The organism is Reinekea sp. G2M2-21, assembly GCF_015687175.1.
Classification (GTDB): domain Bacteria; phylum Pseudomonadota; class Gammaproteobacteria; order Pseudomonadales; family Natronospirillaceae; genus Reinekea.
In genome coordinates this window covers 1174081-1197580 of sequence record NZ_JADPQG010000001.1, presented here as the reverse complement: position 1 = coordinate 1197580, position 23500 = coordinate 1174081, and the positions used below count along the sequence as shown (strand labels likewise).

At 45.4% G+C, this 23500-nt stretch carries 24 protein-coding genes; 9 read left to right on the top strand and 15 right to left on the bottom strand.

What is annotated here, in order from left to right:
* The first annotated feature begins 43 nt into the window (after window positions 1-43).
* Window positions 44-1114 carry a 3-deoxy-7-phosphoheptulonate synthase gene (locus tag IYN85_RS05490; RefSeq protein WP_196157820.1) on the top strand — a complete coding sequence of 357 codons (1071 nt, stop codon included), beginning with the start codon at window positions 44-46 and terminating at the stop codon, window positions 1112-1114.
* Window positions 1115-1519: 405 nt separating this feature from the next.
* A complete protein-coding gene (locus IYN85_RS05485; RefSeq protein ID WP_196157819.1) occupies window positions 1520-2674 on the top strand; it encodes a cation:proton antiporter in 1155 nt (384 codons plus the stop codon).
* Here the strand turns inward: IYN85_RS05485 and IYN85_RS05480 are convergent.
* Window positions 2651-3499, bottom strand: coding sequence for an alpha/beta fold hydrolase (locus IYN85_RS05480; RefSeq protein ID WP_196157818.1), 849 nt, complete (start codon window positions 3497-3499; stop codon window positions 2651-2653). The two genes, IYN85_RS05485 and IYN85_RS05480, sit on opposite strands and share 24 nt — an antisense overlap.
* A gap of 73 nt (window positions 3500-3572) precedes the next feature.
* Between IYN85_RS05480 and lexA the strand changes: the two genes are divergently transcribed.
* Window positions 3573-4175: a transcriptional repressor LexA gene (gene lexA / locus IYN85_RS05475; RefSeq protein WP_196157817.1), complete on the top strand. Its 603-nt coding sequence runs from the start codon at window positions 3573-3575 to the stop codon at window positions 4173-4175.
* A 207-nt stretch (window positions 4176-4382) separates the two neighbouring features.
* Here lexA and dnaQ read toward each other — a convergent pair whose 3' ends face one another.
* Genes dnaQ through IYN85_RS05460 form a run of 3 tightly spaced genes read right to left on the bottom strand, consistent with a single transcriptional unit; the run spans window position 4383 to window position 6334 of the window.
* Window positions 4383-5099 carry a DNA polymerase III subunit epsilon gene (dnaQ, locus tag IYN85_RS05470; protein WP_196157816.1) on the bottom strand — a complete coding sequence of 239 codons (717 nt, stop codon included), beginning with the start codon at window positions 5097-5099 and terminating at the stop codon, window positions 4383-4385.
* Window positions 5096-5536, bottom strand: coding sequence for a ribonuclease HI (gene rnhA, locus IYN85_RS05465; RefSeq protein ID WP_196157815.1), 441 nt, complete (start codon window positions 5534-5536; stop codon window positions 5096-5098). The genes dnaQ and rnhA overlap by 4 nt, the downstream gene beginning before the upstream one ends.
* Window positions 5537-5542: 6 nt before the next feature.
* Entirely contained in the window at window positions 5543-6334 is a 792-nt protein-coding gene (locus IYN85_RS05460; RefSeq protein ID WP_196157814.1) for a class I SAM-dependent methyltransferase, read from the bottom strand.
* Between the two features lie 278 nt (window positions 6335-6612).
* Here IYN85_RS05460 and IYN85_RS05455 point away from each other — a divergent pair, with 278 nt between their 5' ends.
* Together IYN85_RS05455 and IYN85_RS25805 are read left to right on the top strand one after the other, a co-directional pair.
* Window positions 6613-7956, top strand: coding sequence for a LysM peptidoglycan-binding domain-containing protein (locus IYN85_RS05455; protein ID WP_196157813.1), 1344 nt, complete (start codon window positions 6613-6615; stop codon window positions 7954-7956).
* A 69-nt stretch (window positions 7957-8025) separates the two neighbouring features.
* Window positions 8026-8172, top strand: a complete 147-nt coding sequence (locus IYN85_RS25805) for a LysM peptidoglycan-binding domain-containing protein (RefSeq protein ID WP_196157812.1) — start codon at window positions 8026-8028, stop codon at window positions 8170-8172.
* Between the two features lie 162 nt (window positions 8173-8334).
* Here the strand turns inward: IYN85_RS25805 and sohB are convergent, their stop codons facing one another.
* On the bottom strand, window positions 8335-9411 hold the full coding sequence (gene sohB, locus IYN85_RS05445; RefSeq protein ID WP_196157811.1) for a protease SohB: 1077 nt from the start codon (window positions 9409-9411) through the stop codon (window positions 8335-8337).
* A 61-nt stretch (window positions 9412-9472) separates the two neighbouring features.
* On the opposite strand from sohB, the gene IYN85_RS05440 reads away from it, so the two are divergent.
* The gene (locus IYN85_RS05440) at window positions 9473-9784 is read left to right on the top strand and encodes an SCP2 sterol-binding domain-containing protein (RefSeq protein WP_196157810.1); all 312 of its coding nucleotides are present in this window, start codon (window positions 9473-9475) and stop codon (window positions 9782-9784) included.
* Window positions 9785-9829: 45 nt separating this feature from the next.
* On the opposite strand, the gene IYN85_RS05435 is transcribed toward IYN85_RS05440, so the two are convergent.
* Window positions 9830-11485, bottom strand: a complete 1656-nt coding sequence (locus IYN85_RS05435) for a hypothetical protein (RefSeq protein WP_196157809.1) — start codon at window positions 11483-11485, stop codon at window positions 9830-9832.
* Window positions 11486-11812: 327 nt separating this feature from the next.
* Here IYN85_RS05435 and dusA point away from each other — a divergent pair, with 327 nt between their 5' ends.
* The 3 genes from dusA to IYN85_RS05420 all read left to right on the top strand — a co-directional run bounded on the left by dusA (window position 11813) and on the right by IYN85_RS05420 (window position 14876).
* On the top strand, window positions 11813-12826 hold the full coding sequence (gene dusA / locus IYN85_RS05430) for a tRNA dihydrouridine(20/20a) synthase DusA (RefSeq protein ID WP_196157808.1): 1014 nt from the start codon (window positions 11813-11815) through the stop codon (window positions 12824-12826).
* 119 nt (window positions 12827-12945) lie between these two features.
* Window positions 12946-13860 (top strand): transaldolase, encoded by a 915-nt coding sequence (tal, locus tag IYN85_RS05425; RefSeq protein ID WP_196157807.1) that lies wholly within the window; start codon window positions 12946-12948, stop codon window positions 13858-13860.
* Window positions 13861-14018: 158 nt separating this feature from the next.
* Window positions 14019-14876 carry a DNA replication terminus site-binding protein gene (locus IYN85_RS05420; RefSeq protein ID WP_196157806.1) on the top strand — a complete coding sequence of 286 codons (858 nt, stop codon included), beginning with the start codon at window positions 14019-14021 and terminating at the stop codon, window positions 14874-14876.
* On the opposite strand, the gene sthA is transcribed toward IYN85_RS05420, so the two are convergent.
* From sthA to IYN85_RS05375, 9 genes are read right to left on the bottom strand one after another with little or no spacing between them, the layout of a single operon-like run.
* On the bottom strand, window positions 14877-16271 hold the full coding sequence (gene sthA / locus IYN85_RS05415) for a Si-specific NAD(P)(+) transhydrogenase (protein WP_196157805.1): 1395 nt from the start codon (window positions 16269-16271) through the stop codon (window positions 14877-14879).
* Between the two features lie 39 nt (window positions 16272-16310).
* Window positions 16311-16544 (bottom strand): (Na+)-NQR maturation NqrM, encoded by a 234-nt coding sequence (gene nqrM / locus IYN85_RS05410; protein WP_196157804.1) that lies wholly within the window; start codon window positions 16542-16544, stop codon window positions 16311-16313.
* A 43-nt stretch (window positions 16545-16587) separates the two neighbouring features.
* Window positions 16588-17613, bottom strand: coding sequence for an FAD:protein FMN transferase (locus tag IYN85_RS05405; RefSeq protein WP_196157803.1), 1026 nt, complete (start codon window positions 17611-17613; stop codon window positions 16588-16590).
* Between the two features lie 19 nt (window positions 17614-17632).
* Window positions 17633-18859: an NADH:ubiquinone reductase (Na(+)-transporting) subunit F gene (gene nqrF, locus IYN85_RS05400; RefSeq protein WP_196157802.1), complete on the bottom strand. Its 1227-nt coding sequence runs from the start codon at window positions 18857-18859 to the stop codon at window positions 17633-17635.
* A 20-nt stretch (window positions 18860-18879) separates the two neighbouring features.
* Complete coding sequence (gene nqrE, locus IYN85_RS05395; RefSeq protein WP_196157801.1) at window positions 18880-19488, bottom strand: NADH:ubiquinone reductase (Na(+)-transporting) subunit E; 609 nt, start codon at window positions 19486-19488, stop codon at window positions 18880-18882.
* The gene (locus IYN85_RS05390) at window positions 19489-20148 is read right to left on the bottom strand and encodes an NADH:ubiquinone reductase (Na(+)-transporting) subunit D (RefSeq protein WP_196157800.1); all 660 of its coding nucleotides are present in this window, start codon (window positions 20146-20148) and stop codon (window positions 19489-19491) included.
* A gap of 1 nt (window position 20149) precedes the next feature.
* Window positions 20150-20923, bottom strand: a complete 774-nt coding sequence (locus IYN85_RS05385) for a Na(+)-translocating NADH-quinone reductase subunit C (RefSeq protein ID WP_196157799.1) — start codon at window positions 20921-20923, stop codon at window positions 20150-20152.
* Window positions 20916-22118 carry an NADH:ubiquinone reductase (Na(+)-transporting) subunit B gene (locus IYN85_RS05380; RefSeq protein ID WP_196157798.1) on the bottom strand — a complete coding sequence of 401 codons (1203 nt, stop codon included), beginning with the start codon at window positions 22116-22118 and terminating at the stop codon, window positions 20916-20918. Before IYN85_RS05380 ends, IYN85_RS05385 begins: the two co-directional genes overlap by 8 nt.
* 2 nt (window positions 22119-22120) lie before the next feature.
* Window positions 22121-23458, bottom strand: a complete 1338-nt coding sequence (locus IYN85_RS05375) for a Na(+)-translocating NADH-quinone reductase subunit A (RefSeq protein ID WP_196157797.1) — start codon at window positions 23456-23458, stop codon at window positions 22121-22123.
* Window positions 23459-23500 lie beyond the last annotated feature (42 nt).

The window sequence follows — 23500 nt, the reverse complement described above, 5'->3', positions numbered from 1 at the left end:
ATCATCACGGATCAACGTGGACAAATAACCAGAAGTTTACAAAATGACGCAGATTGAAAACCTCAATATCGATAGTGCAGAAGTACTGATTACACCATCGGATCTCAAAAAAGACATTCCTCTGACCGAGGCAGCAACATTAACCATAGCAGATGGCCGAAATGCTGTTAGAAATATTTTGGATCGTAAAGACCATCGTTTAATAGTAGTCATCGGTCCATGCTCTATACACGACACTGAAGCGGCTCTTGACTATGCCCGACGCCTTAAAGAAATCAGCAAAGAAATAGATGACACTCTACTTTTGGTCATGCGTGTGTATTTCGAAAAACCACGTACCACCACTGGATGGAAAGGGCTGATTAACGATCCGCACTTAAACGATACCTTCAAAATTGAAGAAGGCCTCCATATCGGCCGCAAATTGCTCATGGATATCGCAGAAATCGGGCTGCCGACCGCAACAGAAGCACTGGATCCAATTTCCCCCCAGTATGTGCAAGACTTGATCAGCTGGTCTGCTATTGGTGCACGCACCACTGAAAGCCAGACTCACCGCGAAATGGCGAGCGGACTTTCCTCTGCCGTTGGTTTTAAAAATGGCACTGATGGTAGTTTGGAAGTTGCCATTAACGCCCTGAAAAGCGTTTCTGCGCCGCACAATTTCCTAGGCATTAATCCGCAAGGGCAAGTGTCTATCATTGCAACAAAAGGCAATAGCTACGGCCACGTCGTGTTACGCGGCGGCGACGGCAAGCCAAATTACGATTCGGTTTCAGTCTCGGTTTGCGAAGAGCAACTTAGGAAAGCCGGAATCGTGCCCAACATCATGATCGATTGTTCACACGCCAATTCAAACAAGGACCATAATCTGCAACCACTGGTCGCTGAGAACGTTGCCAACCAAATTATGGAAGGTAACGAATCCATCATCGGTGTGATGATCGAAAGCAACATAGAAGCTGGCAATCAAAAAATCCCAGAAAATCTGGCCGATTTGACCTATGGCCAATCCATAACGGATGCGTGCATTTCTTGGGAAGTGACGGAAAAACTGCTTCGGTCTATGCGAGATAAAATAAAACCCGCTCTATCTGGTCGGAAAAGCGCGTAACGTAACATTGCTTTGGCAGGCACTGAAGATGACATTCAGCAGCGCCTGCCTGTCTCGCTACCCCCTGGCAATAATCGAAGACTTATAAGGACTGCGTGATAATGTAGGCCTGTAGCCCAACAACCTAACCCGCTAGTTTGGGCGGTGTTGCCTGCTGAACAAACCACCCTAACATGAATACCAGCATCAAGATGGTTAACTATTCAATTTATCAAGATAGTCAGATTTTGATTCTACGAGCATACATTAGCATCGTTACCTTTAAACTTCGCGCAGCCCTCTACACAATAAAACAACACCAATTTAATAATCAGCAGGAAGTGGGATATTGTTAAATAGTGCTTACAAGTGCTAGTGGTGTAATATCAATCTAGACTGTAACCAATACAACTAATTCGGGTCACTATGTTTTTTTCATTTTTCCTCATTTTCACCGGAGCCGCCGTGTTAGCTACCGTGGCGCTTTACACCAGACAGCCGCTGCTGATCGCCTACATATTGCTCGGAATATTGGTCGGCCCATTTGGCTTCGCAGTGCTCGAAGATACCGACCTACTGAGTGACATAGCCGAAATCGGCATAATCTTCCTATTGTTTCTGTTGGGTTTAGATATGCAAATATCGAACTTAATCACAACACTCAGGAAAAGCCTGCTGGTTGGTATTACAAGTTGTGTATCATTCGCCATAGTGGGTTTTGGTATCACACAACTGTTACAGTTTTCGATTTTAGACTCGGCGATTATCGGCTTATGTCTAATGTTTTCCAGTACCATCATCGGTATCAAATTATTGCCCACGACTGTTTTACATCACAGACACTCTGGTGAACTGATGGTAGGTATCTTGCTGATTCAGGACTTCATCGCGATACTGGTATTGCTTGCCATTGAAAGCCTCGGCAAGGACACCGTAAACACTTGGACTTTCATACAACCTCTGCTCTTACTGCCTGTCCTTATCTTCGCGACACTGGCAGCGGTTAAATACGTAATATTGCCGCTTCTGAGCAAATTTGATCGCTTTCATGAATATATTTTCTTGTTAACCATCGGTTGGTGCTTAGGTGTTGGAGAACTTGCAAAACTCATGGGACTCTCCCATGAAATTGGTGCATTCATCGCGGGGGTCAGCCTGGCGAGTAGTCCGATTTCTCAATTCATTGCATTAAACTTAAAACCACTCAGGGACTTTTTCTTGATCCTGTTCTTCTTTACATTAGGCGCCCAGCTAAACGTCGGCGTTTTGTCCACCATTATTTTGCCACTCGTTGTATTAACCGCCATTGTATTGCTAGGCAAACCTGTTGTGTTTCGCTTTCTTCTGCATCGAATGAGTGAGTCCAATCATCTGGCCTGGGATATTGGCTACCGCCTCGGCCAAATTTCAGAGTTTTCTTTGTTAGTGACGTTTATTGCGCAAAGCTCTGGACTACTATCCGAGAGAGCCTCTGTATTGGTACAGTCGACGGCGATAGCCACTTTCGCCATTTCCAGCTATATCATTGTATTTAATTTCCAGAACCCAATTGCAGTCTCAGATAGACTCAGACGTGATTAAACCATAGAGCTCGTCTAATAATTGCTCAGTTGCAACACGGTTGATTCTCGAATGCTTACGGGTTAAGCGACGAGCTTTGGATTCAAAACGTCCAGCAGTACATAACCAAACTATTTTTGCAGCAACAGATTGAAAATAGGCCTTTTCTGCGCTCAATTCGCGCCTGGCAAACAACCACAACCAGCCACCACCGCGTAACATTGAGCGAAAAAGACTTGCAGGCTCTGGTTCATCCCCATTGCCAAGGACCCAATTTTTTCGCATTAATTTCAGCCAACGCCAAAAGCGAACACCAGGAATCCAATAAAGTCGGCTGGGCAATGGCGACTGTGCATCGATGAAATAATATTGTCTGACTTGGACCAATCTGGGCATTGCAACTAAAGCCATTTGAGCGCCATAGCCCTGGGCAATAACGTCGATCCTCTGCTGACTTTTCTCACCAATAAACTCCAACACTGAGGTAAGATCGTACTGGGCCATGTCATGTAGCGTATTGAGCCATGGTCGCTTATTCTTCTTGGATGAACCATGTGACCGCCAATCCATTAACCAGATGGAATATCCGCCTTGCAATAATTTCCGTATTACGTCTTGGGTGCGCCCATCGTCCATCCACTGCCAGTGACTTTGAAACGCATCGTGCACAAACAACAATTGCTTTTGCGCTGATGCATCTTTCTTCGCATGCAGATGCAACAAGGCGACTTCCACCGACTTGTCATGGCTCTTGTTTGGCTTTAAAGAATACACATCCTGATAATAATGATCGCGTATTTCAGCGGAAACAATTTCTACAGGAAACAGTTGGCTACTACTTTTCAAACAATTAATCCTTTACAGCTTATTGTCACTGTATATAATCACAGATACTGTACAAAACAACAGGCACTAGGTTATGGATAAACTCACCGCAAGACAACAGCAAGTCCTGGATGTAGTCAAAGAAAACATAGAAGAGACTGGCTATCCGCCTACTCGAGCAGAGATTGCTAAAATCCTCGGATTTAAATCACCCAATGCTGCAGAAGAGCATATTAAAGCTCTTGCTCGCAAAGGTTATATTGAAATCATTCAAGGCGCCAGTCGGGGAATCCGCTTGCCTGAATCGGAAACAGGTCTTCCGGTTATTGGGCGAGTTGCTGCTGGCTCACCTATATTAGCGGAAGAACAAATTGCTGAATATGTCGATCTTCCGAAAGGCTTGTTCCATCCTTCTGCAGACTTCATGTTACAAGTCCAGGGCTTGAGTATGAAAAATATCGGCATTCTAGAAGATGATCTCATCGCAGTTCATAAAACTGACCGAGTGCGCAATGGCGATATTATTGTTGCCCGTGTCGGTGATGACGTAACTGTCAAACGCTACGAGAAGAAAGGCAACATCGTTACCCTCTATCCTGAGAATGATGAATTCGAGCCCATTGAAGTAAACCTTAAAAAGGAAGAGTTTGTCGTCGAAGGGCTTTATGTCGGCGTCATTCGGCGATCCATCCATTAATCGATCGGAGCTTAAACTGTCAAAGTAGTTGGATGTAAACGGACAACTTTAACGGTAACCTAAATTTTAGTGGCAAGTTTACCGTTCATTGCGGTGATTCGTCCTTTGAAAACCAAACGCGGGGTAATAGCCTATGGCTAATACCCCGCCTTACCAACGAAACTGTCTTCGAACTTTCCCGCCGAAATCATCCAAGTTTTACACTTTTCATGGCCAGGTAATATCCTTCCCTGACTTTTTGGCCAACATTGCTATAAAATTGTCGTGTGCCTCCCGCTCCGCAGCGGTCAATAACACTTTTATTAAATCACCTTTCGCATCGCCCAATGCGGAAAGATCTACCTGTTCGCCCTGATCTTCATTCTCTTCAGCATCGTCTAGCAGTAAGGCAGTCTGGCCACCTGTTAACATCAGATAAACGTCAGCAAGAATTTCAGAGTCCAACAAGGCTCCGTGCAACGTTCGATGCGAGTTATCAATACCATAACGTTTACACAATGCATCAAGAGATACTTTTGAACCCGGATGTTTTTCACGCGCAACTTTTAGTGTATCCAGAACGCCGCACACAGATTCCAGCTTTACGAATGACTCACCGTTCTCTTGCGCAAAAATTTCATATTCTTTGTTCAGGAAGCCCATATCAAATGCAGCGTTATGGATAACAAGCTCTGCACCTTCCAACCATGTCCATATTTCGACGGCCAGATCCCGAAACTTTGGCGCGTCTTTGACTTTTTCATTGTCGATACCATGAACGGCAACTACTTCGTCAGGAATATCTCGTTCCGGGTTGATGTAGTAGTGCAAATGTCGTCCGGTTAATTTCCGATCCACCATCTCCACACAACCGATTTCAACGATACGATCGCCCTTGTTAGGGTTCAAACCCGTTGTTTCAGTATCTAGAATTACCTGTCTCATGATTGCACTAACTCATCCATTGCTTTGTTCGCCAGCTGATCCGCCAGCTCGTTGTATTTGTTACCCGAATGACCCTTTACCCAATGCCAGGTCACTTCATGCGCCCCTAAAACCTCATCCAACATCTGCCAAAGATCTTGATTTTTAACCGGTTTCTTTGCCGCCGTTTTCCATCCATTTCTCTTCCAATTGGAAATCCATTGAGTAATGCCTTGTTGAACATACTTGGAATCGGTATACAAATCGACGGGCACCGGACGCTTTAGAGCCCTCAACCCTTCGATCGTAGCCAACAGCTCCATCCGATTATTCGTCGTGTCAGCCTCAGAACCATGGAGCTTTAAAATATGCTTTCCATATATTAACACGGCCCCCCAACCGCCCGGACCGGGATTCCCGCGGCACCCACCATCGGTATATAGCATAACGTTTGACATTTCTGATTATGACCTAATTTTTGAATTTGCTGTTACGACTGGTTCAAGAATGCCTCGTAATGGGCGTTTTTCTGACTGATTAATCTTACCAAACACTCGTTTGTAGCCGACAAGCAAATAAACTGCGCCGGTAAATGGGAAAAACAATTTTTGTAATTTATGTCCAAACTCAATTCGTTTGAGCCAATTTGGTCGATTGTATGGTGGCTTATATATGTGTTTTTCATGGCGTTCGAGTTCAAAATCAAGAACGTGCATCCAATCCTCGACCCGTCCACTTCTGATAAATCTTGAATTCCAGATACCTGCGCCATTCCTTTGCCCTTGAATCATAGAACGAACCCCCCAGGTGCTGAACGGGTTGAAGCCCAACACAATCAGTAAGCCACCTGGTTTCAGCGCGATAGCGCCTTCGCGAACAGCCTGATAAGGGTTCTCACAAATATCTAGCGTATGGTGCATCAGGACCATATCCAGACTCTCCGGCTCAAACGGCAGATTTTCAGGCTCAGCACAAACCACAGGGCATGGTGCCCTGTTTTCGAGCTGTGAGACCAATATTCCTGACCCAAATAACCGCTTTTCAAACAAAGCTTCATGATAACCACTATCCAGCTGAGCCATCGAAGCACCAAATCGCCCGGCAATTGCTCTGGAAATCAATTCCCGTTCAACTGAGATCACTTCTTGGCCCAATATTGATCGATACCACCTGGAAAGCGCCGCCTCCTGCGCCCGGGTATTGATTGGACCTTGCCGATAAACCTGTTTGAAACGTTGCCCAAGCCGTTTGACCAATGTGTTACCCTAGAATTTACATAGAAATCAGGCCCAAATCATAGCTTTACCTTGCTTGATTGGGGTGACGAAAATAGAATTATCGCCGATCTGAATGTCTGTCACAAATAATCTGCTGCGACTTAATGCTTATAATGAAAAGATTTACAACGTTGGGAGTCGGCCTGTTACTAACTGGTTGCAACGTCCTGCCCGTATCCCCCAAGTCCACTGATCTTGCGAGCACCATCGAAACCGCAACTTCAGCACGAAACCAAACGTCAGCTACGGACACGCAATTGTCCTCTGCAAGCCAACCCAATCATGAATGGCTCGCACAGGAAATTGCCCGCAACAGAGCCAATGACACGTTTCATGAAGTAACAGACAGTGAACGTTTATGGCAGCAACCATTGGACCTATCGCGACCCGACCCCTACGCGAAGTATCCGGACGATCTATATCAGGTACTCAGACGCGGATTCACTTTCGATCTTACGTTAGAAGACAAACGGATTAACCAGCAACTCAAATGGTATGCATCGCATCAAAGCTATATTAACCGGGTTAGCGAACGTGCCTCACGGTATATGTTCCACATCGTCAATGAATTACAGGCCCGTGACATGCCACTCGATTTAGCTCTGCTTCCTATTGTCGAAAGTGCATTTGACCCTTTTGCATACTCTCATGGCAGTGCTTCAGGAATGTGGCAGTTTATCCCCTCGACGGGCCGTATGTATAACCTCAAACAGAACTGGTGGTACGACGGTCGTCGTGATGTTGTGGAGTCGACCAGAGCTGCTTTGGATTATTTGTCACAATTAAACAAAATGTTTGATGGCGATTGGTTACTGGCATTAGCCTCATACAATTCCGGTCCAGGCACTGTTCTTAGGGCACAACGCAAGAATGCCAAGGCTGGCAAGCCTACTGATTTCTGGCATCTTGATTTACCCAAGGAAACCGAAGCGTACGTTCCTAAAATGTTTGCCTTGGCAAAACTTTTCCACTCCCCTGACAAGTATGGCATTGAATTACCCTATGTCTCGACCGAGCCTTATTTTGCGATCATCGAAACCGGTGGTCAGATTGACCTTGCCCAAGCTGCCAAACTAGCTGAAATGAACTTAAGCGACCTTTATTTACTCAACCCTGGTTTTAACCGTTGGGCAACCGATCCTGATGGCCCTCACCACTTATTGGTTTTCGCAGACCGAGCAGAAACCTTCCAAACCAACATTGCCAGCTTACCACCTGAAAACCGTTTAAGTTGGAAGCGATATACGATTGAATCGGGTGATTCACTGCTGTCTATTGCTCATAAATTTGACGTGACTGTTGATGTCGTTAAAGACGTCAATAATATTCGTGGCAATTTGATCCGAGCAGGCGATAAGTTACTGATTCCAGTCGCCAGCCAAAACGATCAGTTCTATGCACTCTCAGCGGAAAACAGGTTAAAAGTTAAACAAAATGCACTTTCTGGCTCCGATAAATCGAGAATTGACTATTCGGTAAAAAGCGGTGATACCTTCTGGGAAATTGCGAAGAAGTTCAATGTCAGCGTTACCAGCCTGACAAAATGGAATAACATGGCGCCAAAAGATGTCTTGCGCCCGGGACAGAATCTTGTCATCTAGGTAGACGCTTCGCACTCGACAGCAGCCAGCCTCGACAGTCGGCAAGTTGTTCGGAAAGTCGGCTATGTCGTGCGACAAGGTGATTCCTTATACAGAATAGCCGACAAGTTTAATCTACAGGTTTCCGATATAGAAAAATGGAACACATTGTCGAAAAAATACTTGCAACCCGGTGACCGTTTGACGCTCTACGTCGATGTCACCAGAATTCAATAACAAGGTATAGACCTGAATTAATCAGTAATGGGGTCGTGAGTGACTCACGTCCAAAAAAGATTGAACCAGAAAAACGCCCTTTAGAGTTTGTTTCTAACGGGTTTAGAAATGGGGGTACAACGCCCCCTTTTTACCATTCTTCAATAAAAAGCACGCTAGAGATTATGGCAGCCAGCGTTTAGAAATCATATTTTCGAAAGACGCATACATTGCATTCGTGGCCTTTTTGAGACGCTCCTCCAGACTTTTATGTGGTACCCATTGCACACGATAAACGTTGGCTTTTTCACAAAGTTCCAATAAGTAAGCATCACTGGTTTGTATTTCATCTACCAGCTTCAACTCCTGGGCATCCTGTGCTAACCAGAAATCGCCTTCAGATACATCATCTATATTCAATTGCTGGCGATGTAACCCAACTAACTCTTTAAAACGCTTATGAATGGCGTTGAGATCTTCAACATGCTTACGCTTCCCTTCATCGGTATTTTCACCCAGCAGCGTCATTGGCGCCTTGTGCTTTCCTGCAGTCAATACATCAACATCCACATCAAATCGCTTCAGGAAACGATGCAAATTAGGCACTTGCGACAAAACGCCGATAGACCCAACAATACTAAAAGGTGCTGCCAAGATTTTATCCGCCACACATGCCATCATGTACCCCCCACTGGCAGCGACCTGATCCACACAGGCAGTCAATTTTAATCCCGCATCTTTAAGTCGGAGCAGCTGTGACGACGCTAAACCATAACCTGAAACTGCACCACCGGGGCTTTCCAGAGAAATGACGACCTCATCGCCAGGTTGCGCAATTGTTAAAATTGCAGAAACTTCCTGACGAAGTGAACTGACTTGCGACGCTTGAATATCACCCTTAAAGCGTAATGTGAATACATTTGGCAATTGCACTTCTGTCTTCGCTTCACGCTTATGCTTATCTTTATTACTCTTTTGTACCTTTTTAAATTCTTTTTTTGAAAAGACCTCATGCTGCATTCGCAAACGAATCTGCTCAACGGCGCGGTTTATCTTGGTAACAACCAGCTTACCCTGACTTGCGGAATCACCACCAGACTTGGACGCTCTCACCATGACACTGATAATCAGTATTAGAGCTAAGACAAACGTGATGGTTTTAAGTAAAAATAGGAAATAATCGGACCACAAAATGGTGTTCTCCTTAAATATGAACAACTGTTTCAAACAAATGTTTGATTTTTTTAATTCTGACACCATACAATGCATTCAGGCATCAACCGGTGTCAATATGAAACCTTTGCCACAGGAGCAAACAAGAATGAGCAATATTGCTGAAGCCTTTGCAAAAATAGAATCACGATTTGACGCTTCCGCAGCTGCCGGATTGGACGTTGTTTTTCAATTCTCAGTTGACGATGACGCGCACCACCTGATCGTCAAAGACGGAAGCTGTAAGCTCGAGCAAGGTGAACATAGTGATCCAACCGTTACATTAATCATGGACGGGGACACATTTGCTGAAGTCGTTGCCGGAGAAATAAATGGTATGCAGGCGTTCATGACTGGCCGCTTGCGAACCGAAGGCGACATGATGTTAGCAACTCGCCTGTCCGATCTATTTTCTCTGTAACTTTTTGTCAACATTCGAAAAGCCAATCAGTTTTGATTGGCTTTTTTATACTTTCAAATTATTCAAGGAATGTAAGGCTAGCTTCAAGATATCCAGATTTTCGTTACCACTGAGCAGTCCCTCTAGATAAAACTCTAAACTGGACAAAGCGTCCGCGAACAATTCCAACTGCCCAGAATCAATTAACGCCGCACTCTCAAGCAGATCACGCTGTACGAATGCAATGGCCCTAGCCACGATAGAAGCAGCCTGTTCACTGTTGAGAAACACAAGCGCTCCCCGGACACCATGCAATGTGGCCACAACATTTGACAAATGCAGCTTGTCACCATTGGAATCCATATAAGCTGAAATGGCTCGCTTGGCTAGTGCCAGACCACTCTCAGATTCATCGATCAACACGACTCTTGCTTCATGAACCTGAGCTTTAAATGCCTTATTGTCGCCGTCTGAATCTAACTGAGATTGACCTTGCAACAGCCGAGATAAAGCACTTTCTGCGTATAAAACCACATCGGCTATCTTAAGCAGATCATCTTGAGAAGGGGCCGCATTGTCAGCCCAGCGACCAATGTGCTCAGCTTGTATCTTTAGCACATTGGCGGGGCTTTGCAGCCCCAACATCACATATACATCCGCCACTTTAGCCAGTCGGGTATGTAAATCCTTCGCTGAAAATTGACCTCCACGTGCAACCTGATCCACAGCATCTTTGATGGCGTTTATGTCTTCTTTCAAAGCTTCGGCTACGCTCGTCAGCACACCCCGTCCAGGGCTGAACAAAACTTGACGCTGCTCTTCAAGAGTCACCTCACTGTAAGAAAGATCGGGTAACCTGTAAAATTTGGCTACTTGGCGAGCTTTAAGGCTATCACTCTTGTTAAGAGCCACCAGATACAGAAATTCTTTTGTCAATGGAACACTCGAAGGTTGCCGGAAAGAATTGGGAGCATCTTTTATCAATGTTTTTAATTCACGATCCAGCATCGAGAACAACCTCTTACGGGCTGGAGTCATCTTCGCATCATTCTGCACCATCGCTTCTAACGCGCCAGACGCTACCCACCAAAGCGGAGCACAAGGAGAATTACCCAGCAGTTGGTCAATACGGCTTAACGCTAATCCCATATAGCGAACGGCGCCAGCGGTACGATCGCCCCGAATAAGATGCAATAGCCCAGCCTGATACATATGACGAAACTTTTTTAGCCGAGCTAACGTTTCACGTGTTATCCGAACAGGCTTATTGGTGGGCGGTTTTCCGATTTTGAAACTAAACTCAAAGAAATGGGCCTCACCTAATATAGGAGCCTTGCGAGATGACCTCAGGGTGTTGATCGCGGGTAACAACACAGACGGGACGGCTTTGTGCTGCAGACTGATCAACTCTAGAAATCGGCTCAGAATCACCAACGTCTGGCTTAGTGCTTCCAAAATACCTTTCAGCACCTTATCGGCGTTACCTTCAGTAGAATGGGGAATAGCATTCAAGGCGGCATTCATTTCATCACAGACGCTGACCGCGCCCTTTTCTTCCAGCACTTGAAAGATACCGCGCAACTGACGGACATAATCAGTAACTTGCTCCAGCAGAGCCAAGTCAGAAATATTTTCGCTGAAGCCTTCAAGGGCATTCTGAGCTTGTTGAATAGTTGTTTCTAGCTCACCCTTAATCGCATCCGCGGAAAAAATTGCACTCATCAGTTGTACCAAACCTCAAAAACCATCAAGACAAAAACATTCTAGCTCTAATTGACGCTAAAGTATGTCAATTTGAACGGTGAAAATCAGCAAATTCTGTTTCCAAACATTAGTTTAGCGAAAACACTGAAAGCAAACTCTTAAAATGTTCAAAATACTGGCATTGCCCTATGCTGTCTACCATTGACACCAAAAGTCCGCCGTTTTGATAGCAATTCTGTGGTCTAATTCACTGAAATTGCGCAAAACTGCACATTTCTACCAAGTCGCTTTCCAGTCAACTTTAAATTCGTATAATCGCTCTTCAATTTAACTCAAGCACCAGAGATGATCAGCAGTCCCTATCCCCACAAGTTTAGTGTCGCACCTATGATGGACTGGACGACCAGCCATTGTCGTCAATTTCACCGATTAATGACCAAAAAAGCCTTGTTATACACCGAAATGGTTACAACGGGCGCCATTATTCATGGCGATACTAGACGTTTTTTAGATTTTAACAGCGTGGAACATCCTATTGCTTTGCAACTGGGGGGGCATAACGCAACTGATTTGGCAACCTGCGCAAAGTTAGCCGAAAAATGGGGATATGACGAAGTAAATTTAAATGCTGGCTGCCCGAGTGACCGAGTTCAGAATGGTATGATTGGCGCGATTCTAATGACGCACAGCCAATTAGTTACAGATGCTTTAAAAAGCATGATGGACAGTGTTGAGATACCCATTACCATCAAACACCGTATTGGCATTGATGATTTTGACAGCTACGAGTTCCTACGTGATTTTGTGGGTACCGTTGCTGAATCTGGGTGCAAAACGTTTATCGTCCATGCCCGAAAGGCCATATTACATGGCTTAAGTCCTAAAGAGAATCGAGAAATACCACCATTGGACTATGACCGAGTTATTCAGCTAAAACAGGACTTCCGAGATCTGAACATTGTGATAAACGGCGGTATTAAACATCATACAGAAGCATTCGAGCTGCTGAATGCGGGTTTGGATGGGGTCATGCTTGGCCGCGAAGCCTATCAAAACCCATTGTTGTTGACCGACGTTGATCACCATTATTATGGCACGAAAAACCCTATTGAAACGTCAGAAGCCCTCAATGATACGCTCGTACAATGGGTTGAACAGTCTACTTTGGATGGCACTCCTTTGAAGTACATAGCCCGCCATATGCTGGGATTGTACAGTGGTCAGCCAGGATCTAAAAAATACCGTCGGTTACTCAGCGAGAATATGACGAAACAGGGCGCGGATGCTTCCCTATTTGGCGAGGCCCTATCGATGATTCAGCCACCCAAACATTTGGCCAACCCGACGCCCCATAGCTGACGCCTTTATTATCGCTATACACCTTACTATTGTGAGTTAGAACTATAATTAAGCTTGCAGAGTCGATTATCACGGGTAAACTTGACCACCTAGTCAACTACAATAAATAAGAGATCAATATGAATCAACTTGAACAACTGCAAAAAATAACCACCATCGTTGCAGATACAGGCGATATCGATTCAATTCGCAAATTTACACCTGAAGATGCAACGACAAACCCATCATTAGTTCTAAAAGCAATTCAAAGTGGAAAGTTTGATCACATTCTCGATGCCTTAAAGAAACAGTCAGAAGACACCGATGACCTCATTGATCGGATATCCGTCGAAATCGGCGATGAAATCCTCAAAATTGTTCCTGGTTATGTTTCAACCGAAGTCAATGCCCGGCTCTCCTTTGATACCGAAAAAACCATAGCAAAAGCACGCAAGCTTATCGGTCTTTACGAGCAAAAAGGTTGGAGCAAAGACCGAATTCTGATCAAAGTTGCTTCTACCTGGGAAGGCATACAGGCCGCCCGACAGCTTGAACAAGAAGGTATTCGATGCAACTTAACGTTATTATTTTCTATGGAACAAGCGAAAGCCTGTGCGGACGCAGGAGCAACGCTCATATCACCGTTTGTTGGACGCATTCTCGACTGGTACAAAAAGGAAACACAACAGGAATACACCGCGCAGGACGATCCTGGCGTGGTAAGTGTTAAAGAGATATACAACTTCTATAAGAGTCACGGCTATAAAACCATTGTCATGGGTGCAAGCTTCCGCAATACCGGTGAAATTTTGGAACTGGCCGGCTGTGATCGCTTAACCATTGCGCCTGCTTTACTTGAAGAGTTAGCTTCAACGCAATCGCCGGTCGTTCAGAAGCTGGCACCTTCAACTGACGTTCAGCCACATTTATCACCGATTACCGAAGCAGAATTCAGGTTTGCAATGAATCAAAATGCGATGGCTACTGAAAAACTGGCAGAAGGGATCCGTAACTTTATTGCCGATCAGGATAAATTAGCAGATTTACTCGGTTAAATGCAGGAATGGGCCTGTTACCCCTCGTGTCAGGCCCTATGAAACCCATCACAGCACCTGGAATACCATACCTGCTACTACTCTCCTTAAACGTTTGCCAAACTAACCACTCATCCTTACTATAAGCACCAACACTCCAAAGATAACGGTATAATTTAATGGACGAGCCTATTTTCAAACTCTTTGAAAAGTTAAAGCTTTCTATGTCTATGTTTGCCAAAAACATTGAACCCACTGCCAGCCATTTTTGGCTTGCCGACTGGCAAAGCCACAGTGGACATCTCCACTCCCTGGAAGATGTATTAACCGATCTTTGGTATCACGAAGACCAGGATGGCCGAGAAACTCGAGTTTACCCTGGCCTGATAGCCCTTTCCCGGGAGCAGATGACGTTTGCCAACGAAATTAATCTGTTAAAAGATGAGTTCAGAAAAGCCGTACACCGAATTAAAGACAATGATGATAAAAATTGGCGTGAAATCCAATCACAACTTGCACGCAGGTACCTTTCCCTGAACGACAGTTTGAGCAAAGAAGGCTTGCATCGACTGCATTTAAAACAAGTTTTTCGTCATATTCCTCTTGTGGTAAGAAGGCCAGAAAAAGTTGGCTTTAGTTGGTATACCAGTGGTCGATCGATCAAAAAAATCACCAAACAAGAAGCCTATGACTTACTCTGCAAGTTAAATACAGATGCGACGCACATCAAAATTCAGATTGAACGTTTGAGTTCGCTAGCTGATAGCGAACCACTAGCCAGAGTACAGAATCAAGCTCCTGTCTTACGCGCAAATATGGTATTTGCGGACAAGAAACGGAGATCCATGAATGTCTCATTACCGCTGATGTTTCCCAGTGAAGGAAAAAGAAATTTACCGACTTTCAACCTGCCACCTGTGGAGCCTCCGAAACAACGCCAAAGACTCGTGCGCAGCGACATCAAAATAGAAGACGACCCTTTTCTACCTTCAATTCGGGTTCACCGCTATGCGACGAGGCCGCCTTCTTTTTATTGATCAGAAAATTCGGTTTAAACCGTTTAAAGCCGCTACTCGATAGGCTTCGGCCATCGTCGGGTAGTTAAAGGTGTGTTCTAGGAAATATCGAATTGAGTTTCCTCCACCTGTTTGCGACATTATTGCCTGTCCGATATGTAGGATTTCGGCAGCTTGGTCACCAAAACAGTGGATACCAAGTAATTCCGTCGTTTCCCGATGAAATAAGAGTTTTAAAACGCCAGCCTCTTCCCCGGTTATCTGAGCACGAGCCGTGTCTTTGAAGTAGGCCTTACCCACTTCATAAGGAATTTTAGCTTCTGTTAGCTCCCTTTCGGTGTGTCCAATAGAGGAAATTTCAGGAATGGTATATATCCCAGTCGGTACATCATTTATGTGCCGAAAAGTTCCGTTGTTAGAAATAACTCCAGCAACTGACCGACCTTGATCATAAGCAGCACTGGCCAGACTAGGCCAACCAATGACATCACCGGCTGCGTAAATCGACTCTACCGATGTCTGATACATATCGTTCACTTCGAGCTGGCCCCGGCTGTTTGCAGACAAATTCACAGTGTCCAGATTAAGATTATCTGTATTACCTGTTCGCCCATTGGCCCATAAGAAGGCTTCACATTTGATTTTCTTGCCAGACGCTAACGTGAGAATAACGTGCGAATCATTTCCTTCAACAGACACAAAAGACTCGTTGTGTCGAATCAAAACGCCATGCCCTCTAAGGTGATAACTCAAGGCATCCGAAATCTCGTCATCCATAAACGCTAATAGCCTGTCGCCAGGGTTAATCAGATCAACTTTGGCGCCCAAACCATTAAAAATTGAGGCATACTCACAACCAATAACACCCGCACCATAGACCACAATGTTCCTAGGTGTCTGATCAAGATTCAAAATGGTGTCCGAATCGAAAATTCGAGGATGGTTAAAATCGACACCTGGTGGTCGATAAGGTCGTGACCCTGTGGCTATAACGATTTTTTTGGCGGTTAATTGATCTTTCTGACCATCGGGCAAACGTAATTGAATCATGTTTTCAGACAGAAAACTGGCTTCACCAAAAAACAAATCGACGTGATTCCGAGCATAGAATCGCGCTCGCATGGACACTTGTTTTTCAATGACCTTCCGAGCGGTATCTCGTACCTGCGCATAGCTCAACCATTTCTGGCCGGACATATGGCGAAACATTGGATTCCGATTATATTGCATAACCTGATGCACCGCATGTCGCAGCGCCTTTGAGGGAATTGTCCCTTGATGTGTACAATTTCCGCCGACTTCTGGACGCGAATCAATAACCGCGACATTTAACCCAGCTTTGGTACCGTTCATTGCAGCGCTCTCGCCAGCTGGACCGCTACCTATAACAATTAAATCGTAATTATGATCCGCCATTATTTATCCTTAAGTATTGCTTAGCCATTCAAAGAGAAATTATCGGGTGGCGTCATAGGCCAATTCGGATTTCCCCTTACGCTTGGAACTTTTGACCTCATTGTCACATTTGGTCTTGTCACCGCCACAGACATCACATTCGGATTCCATTCCGATGGCAGACATCCCACCGCAAGAGCCAGCAATCGGTTTTCTGCCAAACATGACACCGACCGCCATAATGGCAACAATAATCGCCATAGCGACAAATACAATTAAGAAAGTGGATAACATCATATTCTCCCACATCGATTAGGCACCCATTTTGGGTTCAACCTTAAAGTGCACCAAATTTTCTGGTGAATTGAGAAGACTGAATTGAATCAAAACCGTCCTCTTTTTTAAAAATGATAAAGACCGCTATATTCAGTCTCTCTGCCAATTCTAGCGCAGCTTCCTTACCCATAACAGAGAACGCCGTTGCGTAGGCATCTGCTTCCATACAACTGTCCATAACCACAGTCACTGAGGCCAAATCATGTTCTATAGGATAGCCGGTACGAGGGTTAATGGAGTGACTAAACCGTCGACCATCAATTTCAAAGTAATTACGATAGTCTCCACTCGTTGCGATAGCAGCATCCGACACATCGATTATACGGTAGGGTTCTCTCTCACCTGGCACGGGCTTTTCAATGGCGATGCGCCAAGCGCTGCCATTGGGTTTCTGTCCTGAGAAGCGCATTTCACCACCGACCTCTACAAGATAATCTGAAAAGCCCTTAGATTCGATATAATTGGCAACTTCGTCCACAGCATAACCCTTGGCGATAGCGGACAAATCCAGTTCCCGGATCTCAGAACGCTTTAAATTGTGACTATTCAAATCAACGGACACCGCTGGATAGCCCACTCGATCAAGGATGGCTAAAATCTGCTGCTCGTCTGGGACCTCATTATTGCGGGGCGTTGGACCGAAACCCCATAGATCGACCAGCGGGGCCACTGTAGGATCAAAAAATCCGTCCGTCGTTTTTGCGATTTCTAACGCTTTCGCAACAACAATGCTTGTTTTTGGATCTACCGGCAATGCCTGATCAAGAGGAGCCTCAGTAAACTTCGATAAGTCAGAATTCGGCAAATAGGTCGACATCCGACTATTAATGTTGGAAAGCACCCCTTCAATCCCAAGCTGCAGATTTCGGGATTCATTTAATCCAGCTACCAACTTAATGGAATAACTGGTTCCCATTGAATATCCGAATAAGGATTGAACTTCTTGCTTTTCTGAAAAAGAACAGCCCGTAAGAAGACCCGCCGAAAGGCAGGCCATCAATACGAGCTGGGACAGCTGTTTAAACATTTTTTCTCGCTGCTATCGATTATCCGCCAAAGTCATCCAGCAGGATATTTTCCCGTTCAACACCGAGATCTTCCAACATTTTGATAACAGCGGCATTCATCATCGGAGGACCACACATATAGTACTCACAGTCTTCTGGCGCTTCATGATCTTTAAGATAGTTTTCATAAAGCACATTATGAATAAAGCCAGTGTATCCATTCCAATTGTCTTCAGGCATTGGGTCGGACAAGGCTAAATGCCATTCAAAGTTTTCATTCTCAGCGGCCAACATATCATATTCATCTTGATAGAAAGCCTCACGCATTGAACGCGCACCATACCAGAAACTGATCTTACGCTTTGAGTTCAAACGTTTGAGCTGATCGAAAATGTGCGAACGCATGGGTGCCATACCGGCGCCACCACCGATAAACACCATTTCGGCGTCTGTGTCTTTGGCAAAAAACTCACCAAAAGGACCATAAACGTCGATAGTATCACCTGGTTTCAGGTTAAACACATAGGATGACATTATGCCTGGCGGATGATTAGTCCCCGGCGGTGGTGAAGCGATTCGAATATTAAACTTAACTATGCCCTTTTCTTCAGGATAATTAGCCATCGAATAAGCTCGGATCGTCGGCTCTGCAACCTTTGACTTATACTGCCAAACGTTAAACTTATCCCAATCCGCACGATACTCTTCTTCAATATCGAAATTTTTATAATCGACTTCATGTGGTGGGCATTCCAGCTGCACATAACCGCCGGCGCGAAAATCGACATTTTCACCTTCTGGTAGTTTCAGCGTCAATTCTTTGATGAACGTTGCAACGTTAGGATTAGACTCAACGGTACAAGTCCACTTCTTAACACCGAAAATCTCCGGCTCCACCTCAATTTTCATATCCTGCTTCACAGCGACCTGACAGGATAAACGCCATCCATCACGCAACTCACCTTTAGTGAAATGCGGTTCTTCTGTCGGCAACGGGCTACCACCACCTTCGAGAACACGGCACTTACATTGAGCGCAGGTACCACCGCCGCCACAGGCTGATGACAGGAATACGCCATTACCAGCCAGTGTTTGCAACAATTTACCACCTGCCGGTGTTGTAATGGACTTGTCTGCTTCTTCGTTGATTTCAATGGTTACGTCACCGCTGCTGACTAGTTTCGCACGTGCCGACAAAATGACAGCCACCAGTGCAAGAACGATCACCGTAAACAGCACAACGCCCAAGATAATTTCAGTACTCATCTTTTGCTAATCCTTTCTGTTTACAGAGACACGCCGGAGAACGACATGAAACCTAAAGACATGAGACCCACAGTGACAAAGGTAATCCCTAAGCCCTGCAACCCAGCCGGAACGTCGCTGTACTTTAATTTCTCGCGAATACCAGCCAACGCCAAAATGGCAATTGCCCAACCCACACCAGCACCGATGCCATATACAACGCTTTCGCTGAAGTTATAGTCGCGCTCCACCATGAATAAAGAGGCACCTAAGATCGCACAGTTCACTGTAATCAAAGGTAAGAACACACCTAAAGCGTTGTACAATGCAGGGAAAAAGCGATCCAGTACCATTTCTAAAATTTGCACAATAGCAGCGATAACGCCGATATAGCTCAAATAGCCCAGAAAGCTAAGATCCGCATTCGGAAAGCCGGCCCAAGCCAACGCCCCTTCCCTTAACACATAGACGTATAGCAAATTATTGACCGGTACCGTCACGACCTGAACGACGATAACCGCAATACCCAAACCGATTGCAGCGGACATTTTCTTGGAGAGCGCTAAAAACGTACACATGCCCAAGAAAAAAGCGAGCGCCATATTTTCAACAAATACGGCTCGTATGAATAAGCTTATCAAACCTTCCATTTACAGGGCCTCTTTGTTGACATTCTTAGCAATTTTAAACTCTGCGCCTTCCACTTGATCTTTCTGAGAGGTTCTCAACAGCCAGATAAAACCAGCAATAATAAAAAACGCACTCGGTGGCAACAACAGCAAGCCATTAGGCACATACCAACCACCATCATTTACCAGTGGCAGAATTTCAATGCCGAATAACTTTCCAGCACCGAACAGCTCGCGAATAGTCGCTACAAATATCAGAACCAAACTATAGCCCAATCCATTGCCGATACCGTCCAGAAAACTTGGAACAGGTGGATTTGCCATGGCATAGGCTTCAGCACGACCCATAACAATACAGTTAGTGATGATCAAACCGACAAACACTGAAAGCTGCTTAGACACATCATAAGCATAGGCTTTCAGGATTTGGTCAACCACGATAACCAATGAAGCGATAATCGTCATCTGAACAATAATTCGAATACTGCTCGGAATAAAATTTCGAATCGACGAAATAAACAGGTTTGAAAATGCGGTCACCGCTGTTAACGCGACACACATAACCAACGTAACATTAAGGCTGGTTGTTACTGCTAACGCAGAACAAATACCCAAAATCTGTAAAGCAATTGGGTTGTTCTTGATGATAGGCAGTAACAGAACTTTACGCGCTTCAGACATCTTATGCGCCTCCTGCTTTCAAGTTATCAAGTAACGGTTTGAAACCATTGTCACCCAGCCAAAAGTGGACCAGATTATTGACACCATTAGTGGTCAATGTAGCGCCTGACAGCCCGTCCACATCATACGGACTGGTCGTATCAGCTTGTCCACCCTTGGTAACGGTTAACGCCAACTCGCCAGAATCATTTACAACCTTTTTCCCAGGCCACTGTGACTTCCATTTGGGGTTATCCACTTCACCACCCAAACCGGGAGTTTCAGCGTGCGAATAAAACCCTAAACCGACCACGGTGTTGAAATCCTCTTCCAGGGCGATGAACCCCCACAATGTAGACCACAAACCGTAACCGCGAATGGGTAAGACCAAAGTATCGATGTCGCCAGCGGCATCACGAACGATATACACTTCCGTGTATTTTTCACGACGTTTAATGCTAGCGATATCAACCTTTGCGTCCAACTTCTCGGTAATTTTAGGATCTTTTGTGGCCTTAACCGGGTCAAAGGTATCTATATCGAATTCACTTGAAAACTGCCCTGTTTCGATGTTGACCAGGCGCGTTTCCACTTGCTCGAACATTTCTTCGACCGTTTTACCTTCTTCAAGCAGACCTGCTGCCGCGAGAATATTCTGCTTAAAATCAACCTCTTTGTTTTTGATCTGCAGTGGTCTCAGCGACACTGCCGCAGTGGCCACGATAACTGCGCAAACCAAACAAACCGCAAAGGCAACTGTGAATACATAGGAAATGGAGTCTTTATTTTTAGCCACGAGCCAACCTCCGCTTAATATTGCGTTGCACAATGAAATAGTCGATTGTCGGAGCAAAAATATTAGCAAACAAGATTGCTAACATAATGCCTTCGGGGAAAGCAGGATTAACTACTCGGATCAATACGGTCATCAGCCCAACCAGGACACCAAACCAAATCTTACCTGCCTCTGTCATCGAAGCAGATATAGGATCCGTTGCCATAAAGACCATACCGAAAGCGAAGCCACCAATAACCAAATGCCAATACCAAGGCAAATTGAACATTGGGTTGGTATCAGATCCAATAGCGTTAAACAGCAACGTCGTCGCTACCATGCCCACCATCACACCTAATACAATCCGCCACTGGACAATGCCCATGATCATCAATACAAGGCCACTGAGTAAAATTAGCAACGCAGATACTTCACCGACAGAACCTTGTTGAATGCCGAGAAACGCATCCATCCAAGTCAAACTACCCAACATTCCATCCACGATACCCGTACTAAATGCATTGCTTAGTGCGGTTGCTCCAGAAAAACCGTCAACTGCAGTCCAGACCGCATCACCTGACATGGATGCCGGATAGGCAAAATACAGGAAGGCTCGACCCGTTAGAGCGGGGTTGAGGAAGTTCTTACCTGTACCACCGAACACCTCCTTGCCCACGACAATACCGAATGAAATACCCAAAGCAACGGCCCACAAAGGAATCGTCGGAGGGCAAATCAAAGCGAACAGCACAGAAGAAACGAAGAAACCTTCGTTAACTTCATGGCCCCGAATGGCTGCGAACAAAACTTCCCAGAAACCACCGACTGCGAAAGTCACGGCATATATTGGTAAGAAGTAGACTGCACCGTAGACGAAGTTATCCCAAATACTGGCTGGGTTGTTGCCAGCCAGTAATGCGATTATCACTTCATGCCAGGTATCCGCCATGACACCAGCTCCGCTGGCAATGGCCGTGTTTGCCTGATACCCCAGGTTCCACATACCCCAAAACATAGCAGGAAAAGTCAACACCCAAACCATGCCCATGATTCGTTTCAGGTCCATACCATCGCGCACATGCGACGTGGTGTGAGTGAATTTCCGATCCTTATAGAGCGCCGTATCGACAGCTTCATACAAGGCATACCATTTTTCGTACTTACCACCCTTCTCAAATTCCGGGGCGATCTTGTCCAGAAAAGCTCTTAAACCCATGCTTATCCCTCCGCCTCTATCTGAGTCAGGTTTGCCCGTAAAATCGGACCATATTCATATTTACCTGCGCAAACGTATGTGCACAGGGCCAGATCTTCTTCATCCAGCTCCAGAGCACCCAATTGTTCAGCTGAATCAATATCTTTCACGACAATAGCTCGCAACAGCTGTGTTGCAAGAATGTCGAGAGGCATTACTTTTTCATATTGGCCGATAGGAATCATGGCTCGCTCAGAACCATTTTGCTGAGTGGTAAAATTAAACAATTTACCTTTAAACAGCTTAGCAGCGTAAAGATTCAGAACCGAATGAGTCTCTAATCCGGGGCGCAGCCAATGAAGCATGGGCCGAGAATGATCATTTTCTATAACACTGACCTGGGTATGGTATCGACCCAGAAAAGCCAGTGTTTCACTGCTGTTTCTGCCACCGAAGACAGAACCGGATATGATTCGGTTATCGCCATCTTTTAACTCATCCTGAGTCAATTCGGCTAATGAAGCACCCATTTCAGTACGAACCAAACGAGGCTCTTTCACCTGAGGACCCGCCACAGATACAACACGCTGTGTGTCCAACTCACCAGTAGTAAACAAATTCGCCAGTGCAATGACATCCTGGTAACCGATTGTCCAGACAACCTTGTTTGCCGAGACGGGATCCAGATAGTGGATGTGGGTCCCCGGGTTACCCGCTGGGTGAACACCGGCAAACTCCTCTACACTAACACCATCCGACACAGGAACATTTGCGCCAGGTGCTTTGCACAACCAGACTTTGCCTTCTGTGAGTTTGGTCAACAACTGCAAGCCAGTTTTAAACGCTTCCGCTTGCTCGTTGATAACCAACACCGGATCTGCTGCCAGAGGATTGGTATCCATCGCCTGTACAAAAATTGAGCTAGACTTGGTTCCGATGACGGGAACTTTAGAATAAGGACGAGTACGCAACGCCGTCCACATGCCCGATTCAACCATTTGAGCGGCCACAGCGTCTCCAGACAAGTTGGCCAATTCTTCGATGGTATGTTTTTTAAATGTGATGGATTCAGAACCCTGCTTTTCGATTACCAGCGATTGGAAAACCCGACGTTTGCCGCGGTTGATTGCCGTAACCACACCGGATGCTGGTGCTGTATAAATGACGCCTTCATTTTTCTTATCAGAAAAAACTGGCTGGCCTTTCTTAACCGTCTCCCCCTCACGAACCAACATGGTTGGTTTCATGCCGTGATAGTCATAACCGATTAAAGCCACCGTGTTGACTGTTCGACCATCCGCTATTTCCTGGCGAGGAGCGCCGGTAATAGGGAGATCCAGTCCTTTTTTGATGGTTATCATATTTATAGTTCCGTTGACTTCTAGAAGTATCATTGCTGCATC